The sequence below is a fragment of the Planotetraspora silvatica genome (assembly GCF_016863315.1).
Taxonomy (GTDB): domain Bacteria; phylum Actinomycetota; class Actinomycetes; order Streptosporangiales; family Streptosporangiaceae; genus Planotetraspora; species Planotetraspora silvatica.
The window spans coordinates 1-16,229 of the sequence record NZ_BOOQ01000031.1 but is presented as its reverse complement, the minus strand read 5'-3'; the positions used below and the strand labels follow the sequence as shown (position 1 = coordinate 16,229).

The following is a 16,229-nucleotide window of genomic DNA, read 5'->3' as shown; positions in this document are numbered from 1 at the left end:
CCCCGTCCCCCGTTGGAGTTGAAGTGAGCGATAACAACGACCGATACGTGATCGGTGTCGACTTCGGCACCTTGTCCGGACGTGCCGTCGTCGTTCGGGTGAGCGACGGCGCCGAACTGGGCAGCGCCGTCCACGAATACACGCATGGAGTGATCGAGGACAGGCTGCCGGGGACCGCGATCCGGCTCGGACCCGACTGGGCGCTCCAGTCGCCGGAGGACTGGCGCGACGTCCTTCGTGTGGCGGTGCCGAAGGCGCTGGCCGTCGCGGGGGTCCCCGCCTCCGACGTGATCGGCATCGGCACCGACTTCACCGCCTGCACGATGTTGCCGACCACCGCCGACGGCGTCCCTCTCAGTGAGCTGCACCCCGACCGCCCCCACGCGTGGCCGAAGCTCTGGAAGCACCACGCCGCCCAGCCGCAGGCCGACCGCATCAACGCCGTCGCCGCCGAGCGGGGCGAGACGTGGTTGCCGCGCTACGGCGGGAAGATCTCGTCGGAATGGGAGTTCGCCAAGGCGCTGCAGGTGCTCGAGGAGGACCCGGAGACCTACCGCGCCGCGGCCCGCTGGATCGAGGCCGCCGACTGGATCGTCTGGCAGCTCACCGGCGTGGAGTCCCGCAACGTCTGCACCGCCGGATACAAGGGCATCCACCAGGACGGCCGCTACCCCGATGACGACTTCCTGAGCGCGCTGAACCCCGGCTTCGCCGGCTTCCCCGCCACGCTCGGGCAGGACCTCGCCCCGCTCGGCGGACTCGCCGGCCGGCTGAGCGTGGAGGCGGCCCGGTGGACCAAGCTGCCCGAGGGCATCGCGGTCTCCGTCGGCAACGTCGACGCGCACGTCACCGCCGCGGCCGCGGACGCCGTACGGCCGGGCCAGATGGTCGCCATCATGGGCACCTCGACCTGTCACATCATGCCCTCGGACGAACTCGCCGAGGTGCCGGGCATGTGCGGCGTGGTGCGCGACGGGATCGTGCCCGGCCTGTGGGGCTACGAGGCCGGCCAGTCGGCCGTCGGCGACATCTTCGCCTGGTTCGTCGAGACGTCGGTGCCCGGCTCCTACGCCGAGCGCGCCGCCGAGGCGGGGCTGACCGTCCACGAATACCTGACCTCGCTCGCCGAGCGGCAGGCGGTCGGCGCGCACGGGCTCGTCGCGCTCGACTGGCAGGGCGGGAACCGTTCGGTGCTGGTCGACCACAACCTGTCCGGCGTCATCGTCGGCCAGACCCTCGCCACCAGGCCGGAGGACGTCTACCGCGCGCTGATCGAGGCGACCGCGTTCGGCGCCCGGGTGATCGTGGAGACCTTCGAGGCGGCGGGAGTGCCGGTCGGGGAGTTCGTCGTCGCGGGAGGGCTGCTGAAGAACGCCTTCCTCATGCAGGTCTACAGCGACGTGCTCCGCCGTCCGCTGTCGGCCATCGGGTCGGATCAGGGGCCCGCCCTGGGCTCGGCCATCCACGCGGCGGTCGCGGCGGGCGCGTACGCCGACATCACCGAGGCCGCCGCGGCGATGGGCAAGCGCACGCAGAACGCCTACGTCCCCGACTCCACCCGGGCCGACGCCTACGACCGGCTGTACGCCGAGTACCGCCGGCTGCACGACCACTTCGCGGACGGCGGGCTGCTGCACCGCCTCCGCGCGATCAGAAACGAGGCCACGGCATGATCGAGCAGCTCCGGGAGGCCGTCTGCGGTCTGCACGCCGAGCTGGTGCGCTACAACCTCGTCGCCTGGACGGCGGGCAACGTCTCCGGCCGCGTGCCGGGTGAGGACCTGTTCGTCATCAAGCCGAGCGGCGTCTCCTACGACGACCTCACCCCGGCGTCGATGGTCGTCTGTGACCTGGAGGGCAACGTCGTGGACGGCGCGCACGCCCCGTCAAGCGACACCGCCGCGCACGCGTACGTGTACCGCCACATGCCGGAGGTCGGCGGAGTGGTGCACACCCACTCGACCTACGCCTCGGCCTGGGCCGCACGGGGAGAGTCGATCCCCTGCGTGCTCACCGCCATGGCCGACGAGTTCGGCGGCGAGATCCCCATCGGGCCGTTCGCGCTCATCGGCGGGGACGACATCGGAAAGGGGATCGTGAAGGTGCTCTCCGGCCACCGCTCGCCCGCCGTGCTCATGCAGAACCACGGGGTCTTCACCATCGGCGCCTCGGCCAAGGCGGCGGTCAAGGCCGCCGTGATGTGCGAGGACGTGGCCAGGACCGTGCACGTGTCCCGGCAGCTCGGTGAGCCTCTGCCGATCAGGCAGGACGACGTCGATCGTCTGTACGACCGCTATCAGAACGTTTACGGGCAGAGGAGCTCGCGTTGAAGATCTGGTTTCTGACCGGCAGCCAGGGCTTGTACGGTGAGGACACGCTTCGCCAGGTCGCCGAGCAGTCCCGGCGGATCGCCGAGGAGCTGAACGACGCGCTGCCCGTCGAGGTGGTCTGGATGCCCGTGCTCACCAGCGCGGGCGCGATCCGCAGGCTCTGCCTCGAGGCCAACTCCGACGACGAGGTCATCGGCCTGGTCGCCTGGATGCACACCTTCTCGCCCGCCAAGATGTGGATCGCCGGGCTCGACGCGCTGCGCAAACCCCTGGTGCACCTGCACACCCAGGCCAACCGCGAGCTGCCGTGGAGCTCCATCGACATGGACTTCATGAACCTGAACCAGGCCGCCCACGGCGACCGGGAGTTCGGTTACATGCAGACCAGGCTGGGCGTGGCACGCAAGACCATCGCCGGGCACGTCAGCGACCCGTCGGTGGCGGCGCGGATCGGCACCTGGGCGCGGGCGGCGGCGGGCCGGGCCGAGGTGGCCTCCCTGAAGCTGGCCAGGTTCGGCGACAACATGCGCGACGTCGCCGTGACCGAAGGCGACAAGGTCGAAGCCCAGATCACGTTCGGCGTCTCGGTCAACACCTACGGCGTCAACGAGCTCGTCGAGGCCGTCGACGCCACGGCGGACGCGGACGTGGCGGCGCTGGTCAAGGAGTACGAGGAGCTCTACAAGGTCGCGCCGGAGCTGCGCGCCGGCGGAGACAGGCACGACTCCCTGCGCTACGCCGCCCGCATCGAGCTGGGACTGCGCGGCTTCCTGGACGCCGGCGGGTTCAAGGCGTTCACCACCAACTTCGAGGACCTGGGCGGGTTGCGGCAGCTTCCGGGCCTGGCCGTACAGCGCCTGATGGCCGACGGCTACGGCTTTGGCGGCGAGGGCGACTGGAAGACCTCGGTGCTGCTGCGCACGCTGAAGAAGATGGCGGAGGGGCTGCCCGGCGGCACGTCCTTCATGGAGGACTACACCTACCACCTGACGCCGGGGGAGGAGCTCATCCTCGGGGCGCACATGCTGGAGGTCTGCCCGTCCATCGCCGGCGGCACGGCGTCCTGCGAGATCCATCCGCTGGGCATCGGCGGCAGGGAGGACCCGGTCCGGCTCGTCTTCGACGCCGCGCCCGGCCCCGCCGTGGTCGTGGGCCTGGCCGACATGGGTGAGCGGTTCCGCCTGGTGGCCAACGAGATCGACGTCGTCGCGCCGCTGGAGCCGCTGCCTCGGCTGCCCGTCGCCCGTGCGGTCTGGCGTCCCCAGCCCGACCTGCGCACCTCGACCGAGTCCTGGCTGACCGCGGGCGGCCCGCACCACACCGTGCTGTCCGCGGCGGTCGGCGCCGAGGAGCTCACCGATCTGTCCGACATGCTCGGCGTGGAGCTGGTCCTCATCGACGCCGACACCACCTCGCGCTCGCTCGCCAAGGAGCTGCGCTGGAACCAGGCCTACTACCGCCTCGCCCGAGGCTTCTGACCGGCGGATATCCGCCTTCTCCCGGGGCGCCGGCCAAAGCCGGCGACGGCGCCCCAGCCGGGCAGGGACGCCGTTGTGGACACGGCGGCCCTGCCCGTCCCCCGTTCATGGGAGAACACGGAGCTGGGAGAATGGTGTCCCATCTCGAGCACCGTGTCCGGAACGGGGAGCACGCACGTTGTCAGACAAGCCCGGAGCTCCGGTCCGCCCTGATCTGCAGGCCGACTGCGGAAGCTGTTTCGCGCTGTGCTGCGTCGCGCTGCCGTTCGCGGCGTCGGCGGACTTCGCGATCGGCAAGAGGGCGGGAGACCCCTGCCCCAACCTGAAGGCCGACTTCCGCTGCGGCGTCCACTCCGAGCTGCGGCAGAGGGGTTTTTCCGGCTGCACAGTCTTCGACTGCTTCGGTGCCGGGCAGAAGGTCTCCCAGATCACCTTCGAGGGGCGGGACTGGCGTGGGGCGCCCGGCACGGCCCGCCGGATGTTCGCGGTCTTCCCCGTCATGCGGCAGCTTCACGAGCTCCTCTGGTACCTGGCCGAGGCGCTGACCCTCCCTCCCGCCCGGCCCGTCCGCGACGACCTGCGGAAGGCGTTCGAAGAGACGGAGCGCCTCACCCTCGGTCCCCCGGAGGAGCTCACGGAGCTGGACGTGGCCGCGCACCGGGACGGCGTCAACGCCCTGCTGCTGCGCACGAGCGAACTCGTACGGGCCGGCGTCCCCGGACGGAAGAAGAACCGCAGGGGAGCGGACCTCATCGGGGCGAACCTCGCGGGCGCCGATCTGCGCGGTGCGAACCTCCGCGGCGCCTATCTCATCGCGGCCGATCTCACGAACGCGGACCTGAGGGCGGCCGACCTGATCGGGGCCGACTTCCGCGACGCGGACCTCGGCGGGGCCGACCTGACGGGCAGCATCTTCCTCACCCAGTCCCAGCTCAACGCGGCCAGGGGCGACGCCGCGACGAAGCTGCCCCAGACCCTGGCCCGTCCCGCCCACTGGTAGTCACGGCGCACGGGAGGTGACGCCGCCAGGTCAGATCTCCTTGAGGAATCCGGCGTCGACGGCGAAGTCCGCGCCGGTCGTGCTCGCCGAACGCGGCGAGACGAGCAGGGCGATCACATCGGCGACCTCCTGCGGCTCGACGAGGCGCCCGGTGGACAGTTTCATCATCTCCGGTGCGACGCTGTCCATCACGTTGTCGCGGTCGGTGCCCGCCTGGGCGGCGATGATGTCGGCCGCGCCCCCCTCCTCGGTCCACCAGGCCGTCCGGACGGGCCCGGGGGAGACGGCGTTCACCCGGACGCCCTGCGGGGCGAACTCCTCCGACAACGCCTTGGTCAGGTTGTTCAGGGCCGCCTTGGCCGCGTTGTAGTCGACGTTCATCGGGGCGGGCAGCCTGGCGCTCCCCGACGAGACGTTGACGATCGAACCCCCGCTACGCCGGAGCATCGGCGGGATGGCGGCGCGGACGGCACGGACGACCGAGAACAGGTTGAACTCGAACATCACCCGCCAGTCGTCGTCGGCGGGGCCGAGGAACGACATGCGCGGCAGGGCCACCCCCGGGGGCGGGCCACCGGCGTTGTTGACCAGGATGTCGAGCCCGCCCCACTCCTCGACGGCGCGTGACACGACCTGGCCGGGCGCCTCGGGGTTCATCAGGTCCACCGGTACGTGGATCAGCGCGTCGCCGCCGAGCGCCTCCAGTTCCGGAGTGCTCTTGCGCGAGGCGGCCACGACCCTGACCCCCTCATCGAGCAGGGTGCGGGTGACGGCCAGGCCGATGCCCTTGGAGGCGCCGGTGACGACCGCGACGCGGCCGGAAAGCTGCAGATCCATGGAGGTCCTCTCCCTTGTCAGACCCCATCCGGTCGGAATGGGATCTTCATGACGCCAAACCTAGGACGAAGTCGCGGTCAGGCCCTGGCGGGCATCGGACCAGCAGTTGCGGCGGGATTCGGACCCGCAATCCGCCCCGGCGGACCAGGCATGCGCGATGGCGACGGTCCGGAGGCCGGGCGGAATCCGGCACTTCGGAGGGCTCTGGTAGCGTGGCCGTGATCGCACTGATCACCGTTGATCGTTCCGAGGAGGTGAGACCCATTACCGCTGTATCAGGTCGGGTGCTCCCTCACACGGACACACGGTCATCCTGGGACAGGTGACCGAGGGAGCCCCGTCGGCATCCCGAAAGGCTCCCCAATGTCGGTTTCCTCCCTTCCGCTTTCCGTCATCGTCACCAGGCTTCGAGCCGCCGGCTGCGTCTTCGCCGAGGACGAGGCGGAGCTGATCGTCTCCACGGCCCGGACACCGGACGACGTCGTCGCCATGGTGGACCGGCGAGTCGCGGGCCTGCCCCTCGAGCACGTCCTCGGCTGGGCGGAGTTCTGCGGCCTGCGCGTGGCCGTGGACCCCGGGGTCTTCGTGCCCCGTCCGCGCACCGAGTTCCTCATCCGCCAGGCCGCGGCCCTCGCCCCCGCGGGCGCCGTCGTCGTCGACCTGTGCTGCGGCTCCGGCGCGATGGCCGCCGCACTGGCGGCGACCCTGGACCGGCCCGAGGTGCACGCCGCCGACATCGACCCCGCCGCGGTGCTGTGCGCCCGCCGCAACCTCGCCCCCTACGGCGGCCAGGTATACGAGGGCGACCTCTACGAGCCGCTGCCCGCCACTCTGCGCGGTCGCGTCGACGTCCTGGTCGCCAGCCCGCCCTACGTGCCCACCGGGGCGATCGGGTCGCTGCCACCCGAGGCCCGCGTCCACGAGCCGCACATGGCTCTCGACGGCGGTGCGGACGGGCTCGACGTCGTACGGCGGGTGATCGCCGCGGCGCGGGTCTGGCTGGCGCCGGGCGGGCACCTGCTCGTGGAGACGAGTGAGCGCCAGGCCCGGCGTGCCGCGGAGGCGGTCGCGAGCAGCGGGCTGGTGCCGCGGGTGGCCGCTTCCAGCGAGTTGGACGCCACCGCCGTCATCGGCACCAGGCCCGCGCTCCGCGACGGCTCGGACGGTCAGGAGCCTCAGGTACGGCCCGGACGGTCAGGCGTCTCAGGTACGGCCCGGCCCGGCGATCGTCGATGACTGACGGGGGCGATCGGGGCGGGCGCTATCTTCCGTCGCGACCCCAGATCTCGGCCGAGGCGGCCAGGGGATAGGGGAGGTCGGAGGGAGGGACGTCCCAGATCCTGGTACTACGGTGTTCGAGGTCGAAGCGCGGCCACCCAGGGTCGCCGGTGGCGGCGAAGGCCGTCCAGGCCCTCCTGATGTGCTCCGACAGGACGGCGAAGTCGGCGGGCGGCGGCGAGCCGAGGAGCCAGGCGGCCATCGGGGTCTCGCCGTCGCCGAAGGTGAACGGCACGTCGAGAGCGTGGCAGGCGCCGAACGCGGGGCTCCGCCAGGCGAAGTCGTACAGCCAGGTGCGGCCGCCCGCCCGGGCGTGCGCCTCGGCCACCCAGGTCGACGGCATCCGGAACAGCGCGTCGGACATCATCACCGAGAACAGGGCGGTTTCGCCGAGGCCGGGGTAGGCGGCGCGGTAGGCCCCGGCGGCGTCCGGCCCGAGCCTCAAGGAGGCGGCCGCAGCCGCGAGATCGATGACGGCCGGGTCGGTGGCCGGGGCGAACAGCTGGAACTCCTCGTGGGTGAACCCGCAGATCAGGTCCACGTCGCGGCCCTCGCCGATCGTCTCCCACGGCTGGCCGGTGACCAGTTCTCCGTCGATGACCGGACCGAAGGGGGTGATGCCCTCGTCGCGTCCGGGCAGCCGCACGCCCTGGACCCGCAGGATCCTCTCGGGTGAGAGCCCGGCGAAGCCCTCCCTCGTGGGCTCGGCCCCGGCCGCCGCCGCCATGAGCCCGGTGACCTGCTCGGCCTCCTCTGCCGTGATCGTCCCGACGGGGACGCTCTGCGCGATCGCCCGCCGGAGCAGGCCTCGCGTGGCGGGCGAGGAGACGAGCACGGTCACCGAGCCCGCGCCCGCGGACTCGCCGAAGACGGTGACGTTGCCGGGGTCTCCGCCGAAGGCCGCGATCTCCGTCCGTACCCACTCCAGGGCGGCGGCCTGGTCGAGCAGCCCGCGGTTGGCCGGGGTCCCCGGCAGCAGCCCGAAGCCATCGAAGCCGACGCGGTAGTTGAAGCTGACCATCACGACCCCGGCACCGGCGAGCAGGGCGCCGTCGTATCCGGGCTGGCTCGCGGAGCCGGAGAACCACGCGCCGCCGTAGATCCAGACCATGACCGGCAGGCCCGCGGCGCCGAGGGCGGGCGTCCAGACGTTCACCGTGAGGCAGTCGAGCCCGTCGCCGGGCCGCCAGATCGCCGGCATCCCCGGCATGGCCGGCGGCTGGGGCGGCGCGGCGCCGAACGTGACGGCGTCCCTGACACCGTCCCAGGCCGGTGCGGGCGCGGGCGCCGCGAAGCGCAGTGGCCCTTCCGGCGCTGCCGCGAAGGGGATTCCCCGGAAGGAGACGACGCCGTCCCGGGCGACGCCGCGCACCCTCCCCGCAGAGGTCCGGACCACCGCGTCCATCCGCTCCTCGATTCCCCGTGCTGACCGGCGCAGACGGTCGTTCCGGTGTCATGCGCCTCCTCTCGCGAGGCTACGGCACGGTCGCCGGGTTCTTCCGGACGTCCGCCCTGGGAGCTTGCCCCGCATGACCGCGGCTCGTGAACCGCGCACAGTGCTGGGACGACTTGTGGCGGTCGGTCGGGAAGAGGGCATTCGATTGTGCGGGTGGGGATTTTAGGGCGGAACCGCATTCGCTGATGACATGCGCACGAATTCGCCTTACGATCACCATCCGTGACTGAGGCCGATCTTGCGGGGCGTCGGTTGGTCGATGATCCGTTCTTCCTCATCCATGGCGAAATGACGGGGCAATCACGACGAAATCCACGGCCTATCGGCTGTGGATCGATATGTCGATCTCCATCGCCGTTCTTCCGGCTCCGCTCCAGGAATTGATCACTCAGAATCCGCCGGTGAACCCACCCCCCACCCCTCCGGGAGTTCCCTGATGTCCCAAACAGAGCAAAGGCCGGTCGCCGTCTCGGCGGCACTGGCCGGAGGCCGCCTCGGCATACCGTCCGTCGTGTTCTTCGTCATCTCCGCGGCGGCCCCGCTGACCGTCGTCGCAGGCCTGGTGACCACCGCGTACACCGTCACCGGCGTCACCGGCGTGCCGCTCGCCTTCATCGTGCTCGGCGCGATCCTCGCGGTGTTCGCCATCGGCTACGTGACGATGGCCCGCCATGTCGTCAACGCCGGGGCGTTCTACGCCTACACCACGAAGGGGCTCGGGCGGCCGGTCGGCGTGGCCACCGCCTGGGTCGCGCTCCTCGCCTACAACGCCCTTCAGGTCGGGCTCTACGGCGTGATCGGGTCGGCGGTCCAGCCCCTGTTGTCCGACTGGTTCGGGATCTCCCCGGACTGGTGGATGATCGCCCTGGTCGCTTGGGCCCTGACCGGGATCCTCGGCCTCATGCGGGTAGACGTGAACGGAAAGGTGCTGTCGGTCCTGTTGGTGACCGAGATCGCCGTCATCGTGGTCTTCGACATCGCCGACCTGTTCCACCCGGCCGCCTCCGGCTACAGCCTCGACGTCTTCAGCCCGTCCAGCCTCTTCGGCCCCGGCGTCGGGGCGGTGATCGCGATCTGCGTGGCTGCCTTCTCCGGCTTCGAGTCGTCAGTCGTGTTCTCCGAGGAGACCAAGGACCCGAAGCGTACGGTGCCGATCGCGACCTTCGTCGGGCTCGCCGTCATCGCCGGGCTCTACGCGGTGTCCTCCTGGGCGCTGACCGTCCCGGTCGGCTCGGACAAGATCGCTGCGGCCTCGGCGCAGGGCCCGGGCCTGCTCTTCGGCCTGGCCGGAGAGCACCTGGGGTCGACCGTCGCGACGATCGGCTCGGTCCTGTTCGCCACCAGCATCATCGCGGCGCTGATCGCCTTCCACAACACGACCTCCCGCTACATCTTCGCCCTCGGCCGGGAGAGGGTGCTGCCGGCCGCCTTCGCCCGCACCTCCCTGCCGACCGGCGCGCCGGCCATCGGCTCGATCACTCAGAGCCTCATCGGGCTGATCGTCATCGTCCTGTACGCCGCGACCGGGTCGGACCCGCTCGTCCAGCTCTTCTTCACCGTCGGCGCCTTCGGCGGCCTGGGGATCCTGTTGCTGCTCGCCGCCACCTCGGTCGCCGTGTTCGTCTACTTCTCCAGGAACCCCGGCACCGAGACGGCCTGGCGGAGCAGGATCGCGCCGGCCATCTCGGCGGTCCTGCTGGTCGTCGTGCTCGCTCTCGCCCTGGTCAACTTCGACACCGTGCTGGGCGTGTCTCCGGACTCCCTTCTCCGGTGGGTGCTGCCCGGCGTGTACTTCGTCGCCATCGTCTTCGGCGTCGTGTGGGGGCTGGCTCTGCGCGGCAGGCGTCCCGGCGTCTACGCCAACATCGGCATGGGCGCCGAGGCGACCCCCGAGGAGGCGCGATGACCGACGTCATCCGGATGACGGACGCCGAGGCGGTGGGCGCCGTCATCGGCACCTCGTTCCACGACCTGGAGGTCTCGGCCTGGCTCGTCCCGCCGGACGACGACCGCCGGCGCGTCCTGCCGCCCTTCTTCACGATGCTCACCGAGCACGCCCTCACCTACGGCGAGGTCTACGCGACGGCCGACATGGCGGCGGTCGCCGTGTGGTTCCACAACGACGCCGCGGCGCCGCCCGACATCCCGGACGAGGCCGAGCGGGTGGCGGCCTTCGCCGGCCGGCACGCGTCGCGCCTCGCGCAACTGGACGAGGAGATGGCCAAGCACCATCCGCACGACCCGCATCACTATCTGTCGTTCCTCGCCGTGCTGCCGGAGCGGCAGGGGCAGGGGCTGGGCAGCCGCCTGCTGGCCGAGCACCACGCCAAGCTCGACGCGGCGGGCGTCGCGGCGTACCTGGAGGCGAGCAACGCCCGCAGCCGTGAGCTCTACCTGCGCCACGGTTACCGCGACCTCGAGACGACGCCGATGATCCTGCCCGACGGCCCGCCGATGTTCCCGATGTGGCGCCCGCCGAACGGCTGATCGGCGCCCGCGCTCCGGCGGGCTCGCCTGATGGTCGCCCATCAGGCGAGCCTGCCGGCGGCGCATCCTGTCCCTGCGGGTACCGGTGCAGGCGGGGACTTACTCACGGTGACGGTCCGCGGCATCGTCGCCACCATGACTGAAAGCTCGCAGACACCATTCGGATTCTCCTCGACCGCGGACGAGGTCCTGGCCGGCGTGGACCTGTCCGGCACCCGCGCCCTGGTGACCGGCGCCTCTTCGGGCGTCGGCGTCGAGACCGCTCGCGCCCTGGCCGCCGCCGGAGCCGACGTCGTCCTCGGCGTACGGAACGTCGACGCGGGCAGGCGGACCGCCGCAGGGATCTCGGAGTCGACGGGCAACCCGGCCGTCGGCGTCGGCCACCTCGACCTCGCCGACCTCGGCTCGGTCCGCGCGTTCGCCGGCGCCTGGGACGGGCCGCTGCACATGCTCGTCAACAACGCCGGAATCATGGCACTGCCGGAACTCACCCGTACGCCGCAGGGCCGGGAGACGCAGTTCGCGGTCAACTTCCTCGGGCACTTCGCCCTCACCCTCGGGCTGCACGACGCACTCGCCCGAGCCGAGGGCGCCCGGGTCGTCTCGGTCAGCTCCAACGCCCACCTGTACGCCCCGGTGGTCTTCGACGATCTCGACTACCGCTTCCGGCTCTACCACCCCATCGGGGCGTACGCGGAGTCGAAGACGGCGGTCGTGCTGCTGGCGGTCGAGGCCACCCGGCGATGGTCGGGCGAGGGGATCGTGGCCAATGCCGTACACCCCGGAGCCATCGCCACGAACCTGCAGAGGCACACCGGCGGCCTGCAGACGCCGCCCGAGCGCCGCAAGAGCGTGGAGCAGGGTGCGGCGACATCGGTGCTCGTGGCCGCCTCGCCCCTGCTGGCCGGTGTGGGGGGCCGCTATTTCGAGGACTGCGCCGAGTCGCGCGTCGTCCATGAGCGTCCGCCGTCGTTCGGTGGTGGTGTCGCCCCCTTCGCCCTGGACCCCGCCAACGCCGAGCGGTTGTGGGAGACCGCGCTGACCCTCATGGCGTGATCGGCGTGTCCCCGCCGGAGGCCCGCCGGAGCGCGCCCCGGCAGGCCTGGACGGCGGGGTGCCCGCTGCGCCCGCGGCGCACGGCGGTGAGGATTCGACGCGCCTGCGGGTCGCGAGGGAGCGGGCTCAGCGCGACGGTCGGCCGGCGACCGGACCACACGAGGTGGGGGAGCAGCGCGGCGGCGTGGCCCTGCTCCACGAGCCGCACGTGGAAGAGCAGGTCGGTGGACTCGAACCGCACATCGGGCTCGAAGCCCGCGTCGCGGCACAGGGTCATCGCCCAATGACGGGCGGCAGTGCCTTCCGGCTCCATGACCCACGGGTGGTCGGCCAGCGCGCGCAACACCTCGCGTGGGTCGGCCGGGGCCCCGCCGTCCCGCCGCGCGGCGTGGTCGGGCCGGGCCAGGCGCAGCGGGTCGTCGCAAAGGTCTTCCTGCTCCACCTGGGCGGGCAACAGTGCCAGGGCCGCGGTCTGGAACGAGGCGACGCGCAGCGTGCCGGTCAACTCGGTCAGTGAGGTGGCGATGTCGGCCTGGGCCCGCTCCAGCCGTTCCAGGACGGCTTCGGTGTGGGCGACGAGGATCTCGGCCTGCGGGGTGAGCCGCACGCGCCGGCCCACGGGCTCCAGGAGCGGGACGCCGGCCTCCGATTCCAGCAGCGAGAGTTGCTGGGAGACCGAGGAGGGACTGTAGGACAGCGCGGCGGCCACCGCGGCGAGCGTGCCGCGATGCTTGAGCTCGCGCAGGAGGCGCAGCCGGTGCAGGTCGAACACGAGCCCCCCTCGATCGATCGGATTTTCTTCTGAATATCGGTCGAAAACGTGCGCTGGACCCACGATAGGGTGCGCGGGCACCGTGAACCTGTGATCCCTTCCACCGGTGTACGGCACGGCCTTCAGTGGTTCGCCCGGCCCGCGGCCCGTCTGTGGACCTGCGCCCCGGCTCCGGCCGATGTGCGTGACTTCCACGCGTCCCTGCCGGGGTATGCGCCCACCCCGCTCACCGAGCTTCCGTCCCTGGCCGCCGAGTTCGGTGTCGGGAAGGTGTTCGTCAAGGACGAGTCGCTGCGGCTGGGCCTGCCCGCGTTCAAGGCGCTGGGCGCCTCCTGGGCGGTCCACCGGGTGTTGTCGGAACGGCCGCCCGGCGCCCGGGTCTGGCTGGTCACCGCCACCGACGGCAATCACGGCAGGGCGGTGGCCCGGACGGCCCGGATGCGGGGGCACCGCGCGCATGTCTTCGTCCCCGACGGTGTGCACGAGTCGGCGGTGGCCGCAATCGGCGCCGAAGGCGCGGTGATAGAGCGGATCCGGGGGAGCTACGACGAGGCCGTACGGCAGGCGGCCCGATCCGCGGACGAGCCGGACGCCGTGCTCGTCCAGGACATGGCCTGGCCCGGCTACGAGGAGATCCCCGGATGGATCGTCGAGGGCTATTCCACCCTCTTCGCCGAGATCGACGCGCAGCTGAGCGGCACGGGATCGCCGGGCCTGGTGGCCGTCCCCGCCGGAGTGGGGTCGCTGGCCCAGGCCGCCGTCACCCACTACCGCAGCCGCCCGGCATCCCTCCCCGCTCCCGCCGTGCTGACGGTGGAACCCGGCACCGCCGCCTGCGTCCTGGCGAGCCTGACCATGCGCGAGCCGGTCAGCGTGGAGACGGGGACGACGACCATGGCGGGCCTGAACTGCGGCACGGTCTCCAGCCTCGCCTGGCCGTACCTCCGTGACGGTCTGGACGCCGCGGTGGCGGTCACCGACGCCGGCAGTGCGGCCGCGGCCCGCGACCTCAGTGCCCTCGGCCTGTCCTGTGGCCCGTGCGGCGCCGCGTCGCTGGCCGGCGTGCGAGCCGCGCTCACCGGTGCCGGGGGCGCCGACCGCCGTGCCGCTCTGGCCATGGGACCGCACACGGTCGTGGTCCTGCTCAGCACCGAAGGCGCAGCCGCCAACCCGCACACCGTCTGATCTGAAGGAGCCAAGGTGATGTCCCTGAACAGCCCGGACCCGGTGCCGCTCCTCGCGCGCCTCATCGGCATCGATTCGGTCAACCCCGATCTGGTGCCCGGAGGCGCGGGCGAGGCCCGCATCGCCGACTTCTGCGCCGGATGGCTCGCACCACGCGGGTTCGAGGTGCACCGGCTGGAGAAGCGGCCGGGACGCCCTTCCCTGGTCGCGGTCGCCCGGGGCACGGGAGGAGGCCGTTCGCTGATGCTCAACGGTCATCTCGACACCGTCGGCCTCAGCACCTACGACGGCGACCCGCTCGAGCCGGAGATCCGCGACGGCAGGATGTTCGGCCGGGGCGCCTTCGACATGAAAGGCGGGATCGCGGCCATGATGACCGCGGCCGCCCGTGCCGTCGACCGGGTCCGGCTGCGCGGAGACGTCATCCTCGCGTGCGTCGCCGACGAGGAGCACGCCAGTTCCGGCACCGAGGAGGTGCTGGAGGCGTTCACCGCCGACGCGGCCGTCGTCACCGAGCCGAGCCACCTCGAAGTGACTCTCGCGCACAAGGGCTTCGCCTGGTTCGACGTGGAGATCCAGGGCCGCGCCGCCCACGGCTCCCGGCCCGACCTCGGCGTCGACGCCATCGCCAAGGCGGGTCACTTCCTCGTCGCGCTCGAGGAATGGGGCAGTCGTCTCGCACAGACACCGCATCCGCTCCTCGGAGCGGGCACCGTGCACGCCTCCGTCATCCGCGGAGGCGAGGAGGCCTCCACGTATCCCGCGTCGTGCCGGATCACCATCGAGCGCCGCACGGTGCCGGGGGAGAGCGCCGACACCGTGGAGGCGGAGCTCACCGCGATCCTCGGCGGCCTGACCGCCGGCGTCCCCGGCTTCCACTACCGGCTCCACCGTGATCTGCACCGGGAGCCGTTCGAAGCCGATCCCCAGGCGCCGATCGTGCGCACGCTGACCCGTCATGCCGAGGCGGTCCTCGGGCGTCCGCCCGTGATCCGCGCCGAACCCTTCTGGACCGACTGCGCCCTCCTGGACCGCGCCGGAATCCCCTGCCTGCTCTTCGGCGTCGACGGCGGGGGAGCGCACTCCGCGACCGAATGGGCTTACATCGCCTCGCTGCACCAGGTCACCGACGTCCTCACCCGCACCATCTCGGACTTCTGCTCCTGACGTTCAGGCGTCGCGCCGTCGCAGGAGCAGCCCGCCGCCCAGGAGTGCCGCCGCCGCCCACCCGCCGAGCACGCCGAGGCCCGCCCACGGGCCGAGGGGCAGGGTGGACAGACGGGTGGTGGCCTGGATGGTGAGCCCGGCGTTCATCGGCGAGATCTGCCAGAGGAACCGCTGCCAGTCCTGGTCGGAAAAGCGCAGCCGGTCTCGTCCCGGGCCCAGGCGGCGAATTGTGGAATGCTTTGTGTTGGTTTGACCTATTACTACTTAATCTGTCTTGATGAGCGCTCTGGGGGAATTTCTGCGCGCTCGGCGCCAAGCCACCACCCCGGACCAGGTCGGGTTGCCCCATATCGGAGGCCGCCGGACGCCGGGACTGCGCCGCAGTGAGGTGGCGGAGCTGGCCGGCATCAGCATCGACTACTACATGCGGCTCGAGCAGGGCAGAGAGCGCCATCCGTCGGAGCAGGTGCTGGAGGCGCTGGCGCGGGTCTTCCAGCTCGGCCCCGAGGCCACCGAACACCTTCACGATCTCGTACGTCCGCGGAGGCGCAGGGTCGTACCCGCCGACCGCGCCGACCAGATCAACCCGGCCGTGGTGGAGCTCGTACAGAGCTGGAGCTACCCGGCGTTGGTGCTGAACCGCCGGCTGGACGTGATCTTCAAGAACCGGCTGGGCGCCACCATCTGCGCCTACGGCAATCCCGAATACGCCGACAACCTGCTGCGGCACGCCTTCTACGAGCCTGATTTCTACCAGAACTGGGACAGCGCGGTCGGCGAGTGGGTCGCCCACCTCCGCGCCACCGCGGGACCGCACTGCGACGACCCCTTCCTCCTCGAGTTGATCGAGGAGCTTTCCGGCATTGATGAATTCCGCCGCATGTGGGCGCGCCACGATGTCCGGACCAACAGTCGCGGGCTGGCCTTCCTCCGCCACTCCGAAGTGGGCGACCTGAAGCTCACCTACGAGACCCTGCCGATCAGCAGCGCACCCGGACAGATCATCCTGGTCTGCCAGTCCCTGATGGACGACCCGTTCGACGACTCTGTGGCCAAGCTGCGCGAGCTCCTCGCCAAGTGAGTGGACGAATCGAATCTGCCCCGCGGACTTGACCTTGACGCTGCGTCAACCCTTCATGCTGGCCGTCATGAGCATCCCTCCGACAACCAATCAGGTCCAGGGG

Annotated in this window: 15 protein-coding genes; 11 read left to right on the top strand and 4 right to left on the bottom strand. The window is 71.3% G+C overall.

What is annotated here, in order from left to right; translation table 11 throughout:
* Window positions 1-23: 23 nt before the first annotated feature.
* The 4 genes from araB to Psi02_RS23480 all read left to right on the top strand — a co-directional run bounded on the left by araB (window position 24) and on the right by Psi02_RS23480 (window position 4,807).
* A complete protein-coding gene (gene araB, locus Psi02_RS23495; protein ID WP_239095098.1) occupies window positions 24-1,673 on the top strand; it encodes a ribulokinase in 1,650 nt (549 codons plus the stop codon).
* Window positions 1,670-2,329, top strand: coding sequence for an L-ribulose-5-phosphate 4-epimerase (locus Psi02_RS23490; RefSeq protein ID WP_203977645.1), 660 nt, complete (start codon window positions 1,670-1,672; stop codon window positions 2,327-2,329). Before araB ends, Psi02_RS23490 begins: the two co-directional genes overlap by 4 nt.
* Window positions 2,326-3,807 carry an L-arabinose isomerase gene (araA, locus tag Psi02_RS23485; RefSeq protein WP_203977643.1) on the top strand — a complete coding sequence of 494 codons (1,482 nt, stop codon included), beginning with the start codon at window positions 2,326-2,328 and terminating at the stop codon, window positions 3,805-3,807. The genes Psi02_RS23490 and araA overlap by 4 nt, the downstream gene beginning before the upstream one ends.
* 178 nt (window positions 3,808-3,985) lie before the next feature.
* Window positions 3,986-4,807: a pentapeptide repeat-containing protein gene (locus Psi02_RS23480; RefSeq protein ID WP_203977640.1), complete on the top strand. Its 822-nt coding sequence runs from the start codon at window positions 3,986-3,988 to the stop codon at window positions 4,805-4,807.
* 30 nt (window positions 4,808-4,837) lie between these two features.
* Here the strand turns inward: Psi02_RS23480 and Psi02_RS23475 are convergent, their stop codons facing one another.
* The gene (locus Psi02_RS23475) at window positions 4,838-5,644 is read right to left on the bottom strand and encodes an SDR family NAD(P)-dependent oxidoreductase (RefSeq protein WP_203977638.1); all 807 of its coding nucleotides are present in this window, start codon (window positions 5,642-5,644) and stop codon (window positions 4,838-4,840) included.
* A 363-nt stretch (window positions 5,645-6,007) separates the two neighbouring features.
* Here Psi02_RS23475 and Psi02_RS23470 point away from each other — a divergent pair, with 363 nt between their 5' ends.
* A complete protein-coding gene (locus tag Psi02_RS23470; protein ID WP_203977636.1) occupies window positions 6,008-6,880 on the top strand; it encodes a putative protein N(5)-glutamine methyltransferase in 873 nt (290 codons plus the stop codon).
* 25 nt (window positions 6,881-6,905) lie between these two features.
* On the opposite strand, the gene Psi02_RS23465 is transcribed toward Psi02_RS23470, so the two are convergent.
* A complete protein-coding gene (locus Psi02_RS23465; RefSeq protein WP_203977634.1) occupies window positions 6,906-8,327 on the bottom strand; it encodes a carboxylesterase/lipase family protein in 1,422 nt (473 codons plus the stop codon).
* Window positions 8,328-8,814: 487 nt separating this feature from the next.
* Here Psi02_RS23465 and Psi02_RS23460 point away from each other — a divergent pair, with 487 nt between their 5' ends.
* The 3 genes from Psi02_RS23460 (at window position 8,815) to Psi02_RS23450 (ending at window position 11,921) form a co-directional block, all read left to right on the top strand.
* Window positions 8,815-10,284 (top strand): APC family permease, encoded by a 1,470-nt coding sequence (locus Psi02_RS23460; RefSeq protein WP_203977632.1) that lies wholly within the window; start codon window positions 8,815-8,817, stop codon window positions 10,282-10,284.
* Complete coding sequence (locus tag Psi02_RS23455) at window positions 10,281-10,865, top strand: GNAT family N-acetyltransferase (RefSeq protein WP_203977630.1); 585 nt, start codon at window positions 10,281-10,283, stop codon at window positions 10,863-10,865. Before Psi02_RS23460 ends, Psi02_RS23455 begins: the two co-directional genes overlap by 4 nt.
* Before the next feature lie 135 nt (window positions 10,866-11,000).
* On the top strand, window positions 11,001-11,921 hold the full coding sequence (locus Psi02_RS23450) for an SDR family NAD(P)-dependent oxidoreductase (protein ID WP_203977628.1): 921 nt from the start codon (window positions 11,001-11,003) through the stop codon (window positions 11,919-11,921).
* Here the strand turns inward: Psi02_RS23450 and Psi02_RS23445 are convergent.
* Entirely contained in the window at window positions 11,911-12,693 is a 783-nt protein-coding gene (locus Psi02_RS23445) for a LysR family transcriptional regulator (protein ID WP_203977626.1), read from the bottom strand. The genes Psi02_RS23450 and Psi02_RS23445 overlap by 11 nt on opposite strands.
* A gap of 90 nt (window positions 12,694-12,783) precedes the next feature.
* Between Psi02_RS23445 and Psi02_RS23440 the strand changes: the two genes are divergently transcribed.
* Complete coding sequence (locus Psi02_RS23440; protein WP_239095097.1) at window positions 12,784-13,878, top strand: pyridoxal-phosphate dependent enzyme; 1,095 nt, start codon at window positions 12,784-12,786, stop codon at window positions 13,876-13,878.
* 18 nt (window positions 13,879-13,896) lie between these two features.
* Window positions 13,897-15,045: an ArgE/DapE family deacylase gene (locus Psi02_RS23435; RefSeq protein ID WP_203977624.1), complete on the top strand. Its 1,149-nt coding sequence runs from the start codon at window positions 13,897-13,899 to the stop codon at window positions 15,043-15,045.
* A gap of 3 nt (window positions 15,046-15,048) precedes the next feature.
* Here Psi02_RS23435 and Psi02_RS23430 read toward each other — a convergent pair whose 3' ends face one another.
* The gene (locus tag Psi02_RS23430) at window positions 15,049-15,192 is read right to left on the bottom strand and encodes a hypothetical protein (protein ID WP_203977622.1); all 144 of its coding nucleotides are present in this window, start codon (window positions 15,190-15,192) and stop codon (window positions 15,049-15,051) included.
* Between the two features lie 130 nt (window positions 15,193-15,322).
* Here Psi02_RS23430 and Psi02_RS23425 point away from each other — a divergent pair, with 130 nt between their 5' ends.
* Window positions 15,323-16,126, top strand: a complete 804-nt coding sequence (locus tag Psi02_RS23425; protein ID WP_203977620.1) for a helix-turn-helix transcriptional regulator — start codon at window positions 15,323-15,325, stop codon at window positions 16,124-16,126.
* Window positions 16,127-16,229: the final 103 nt, after the last annotated feature.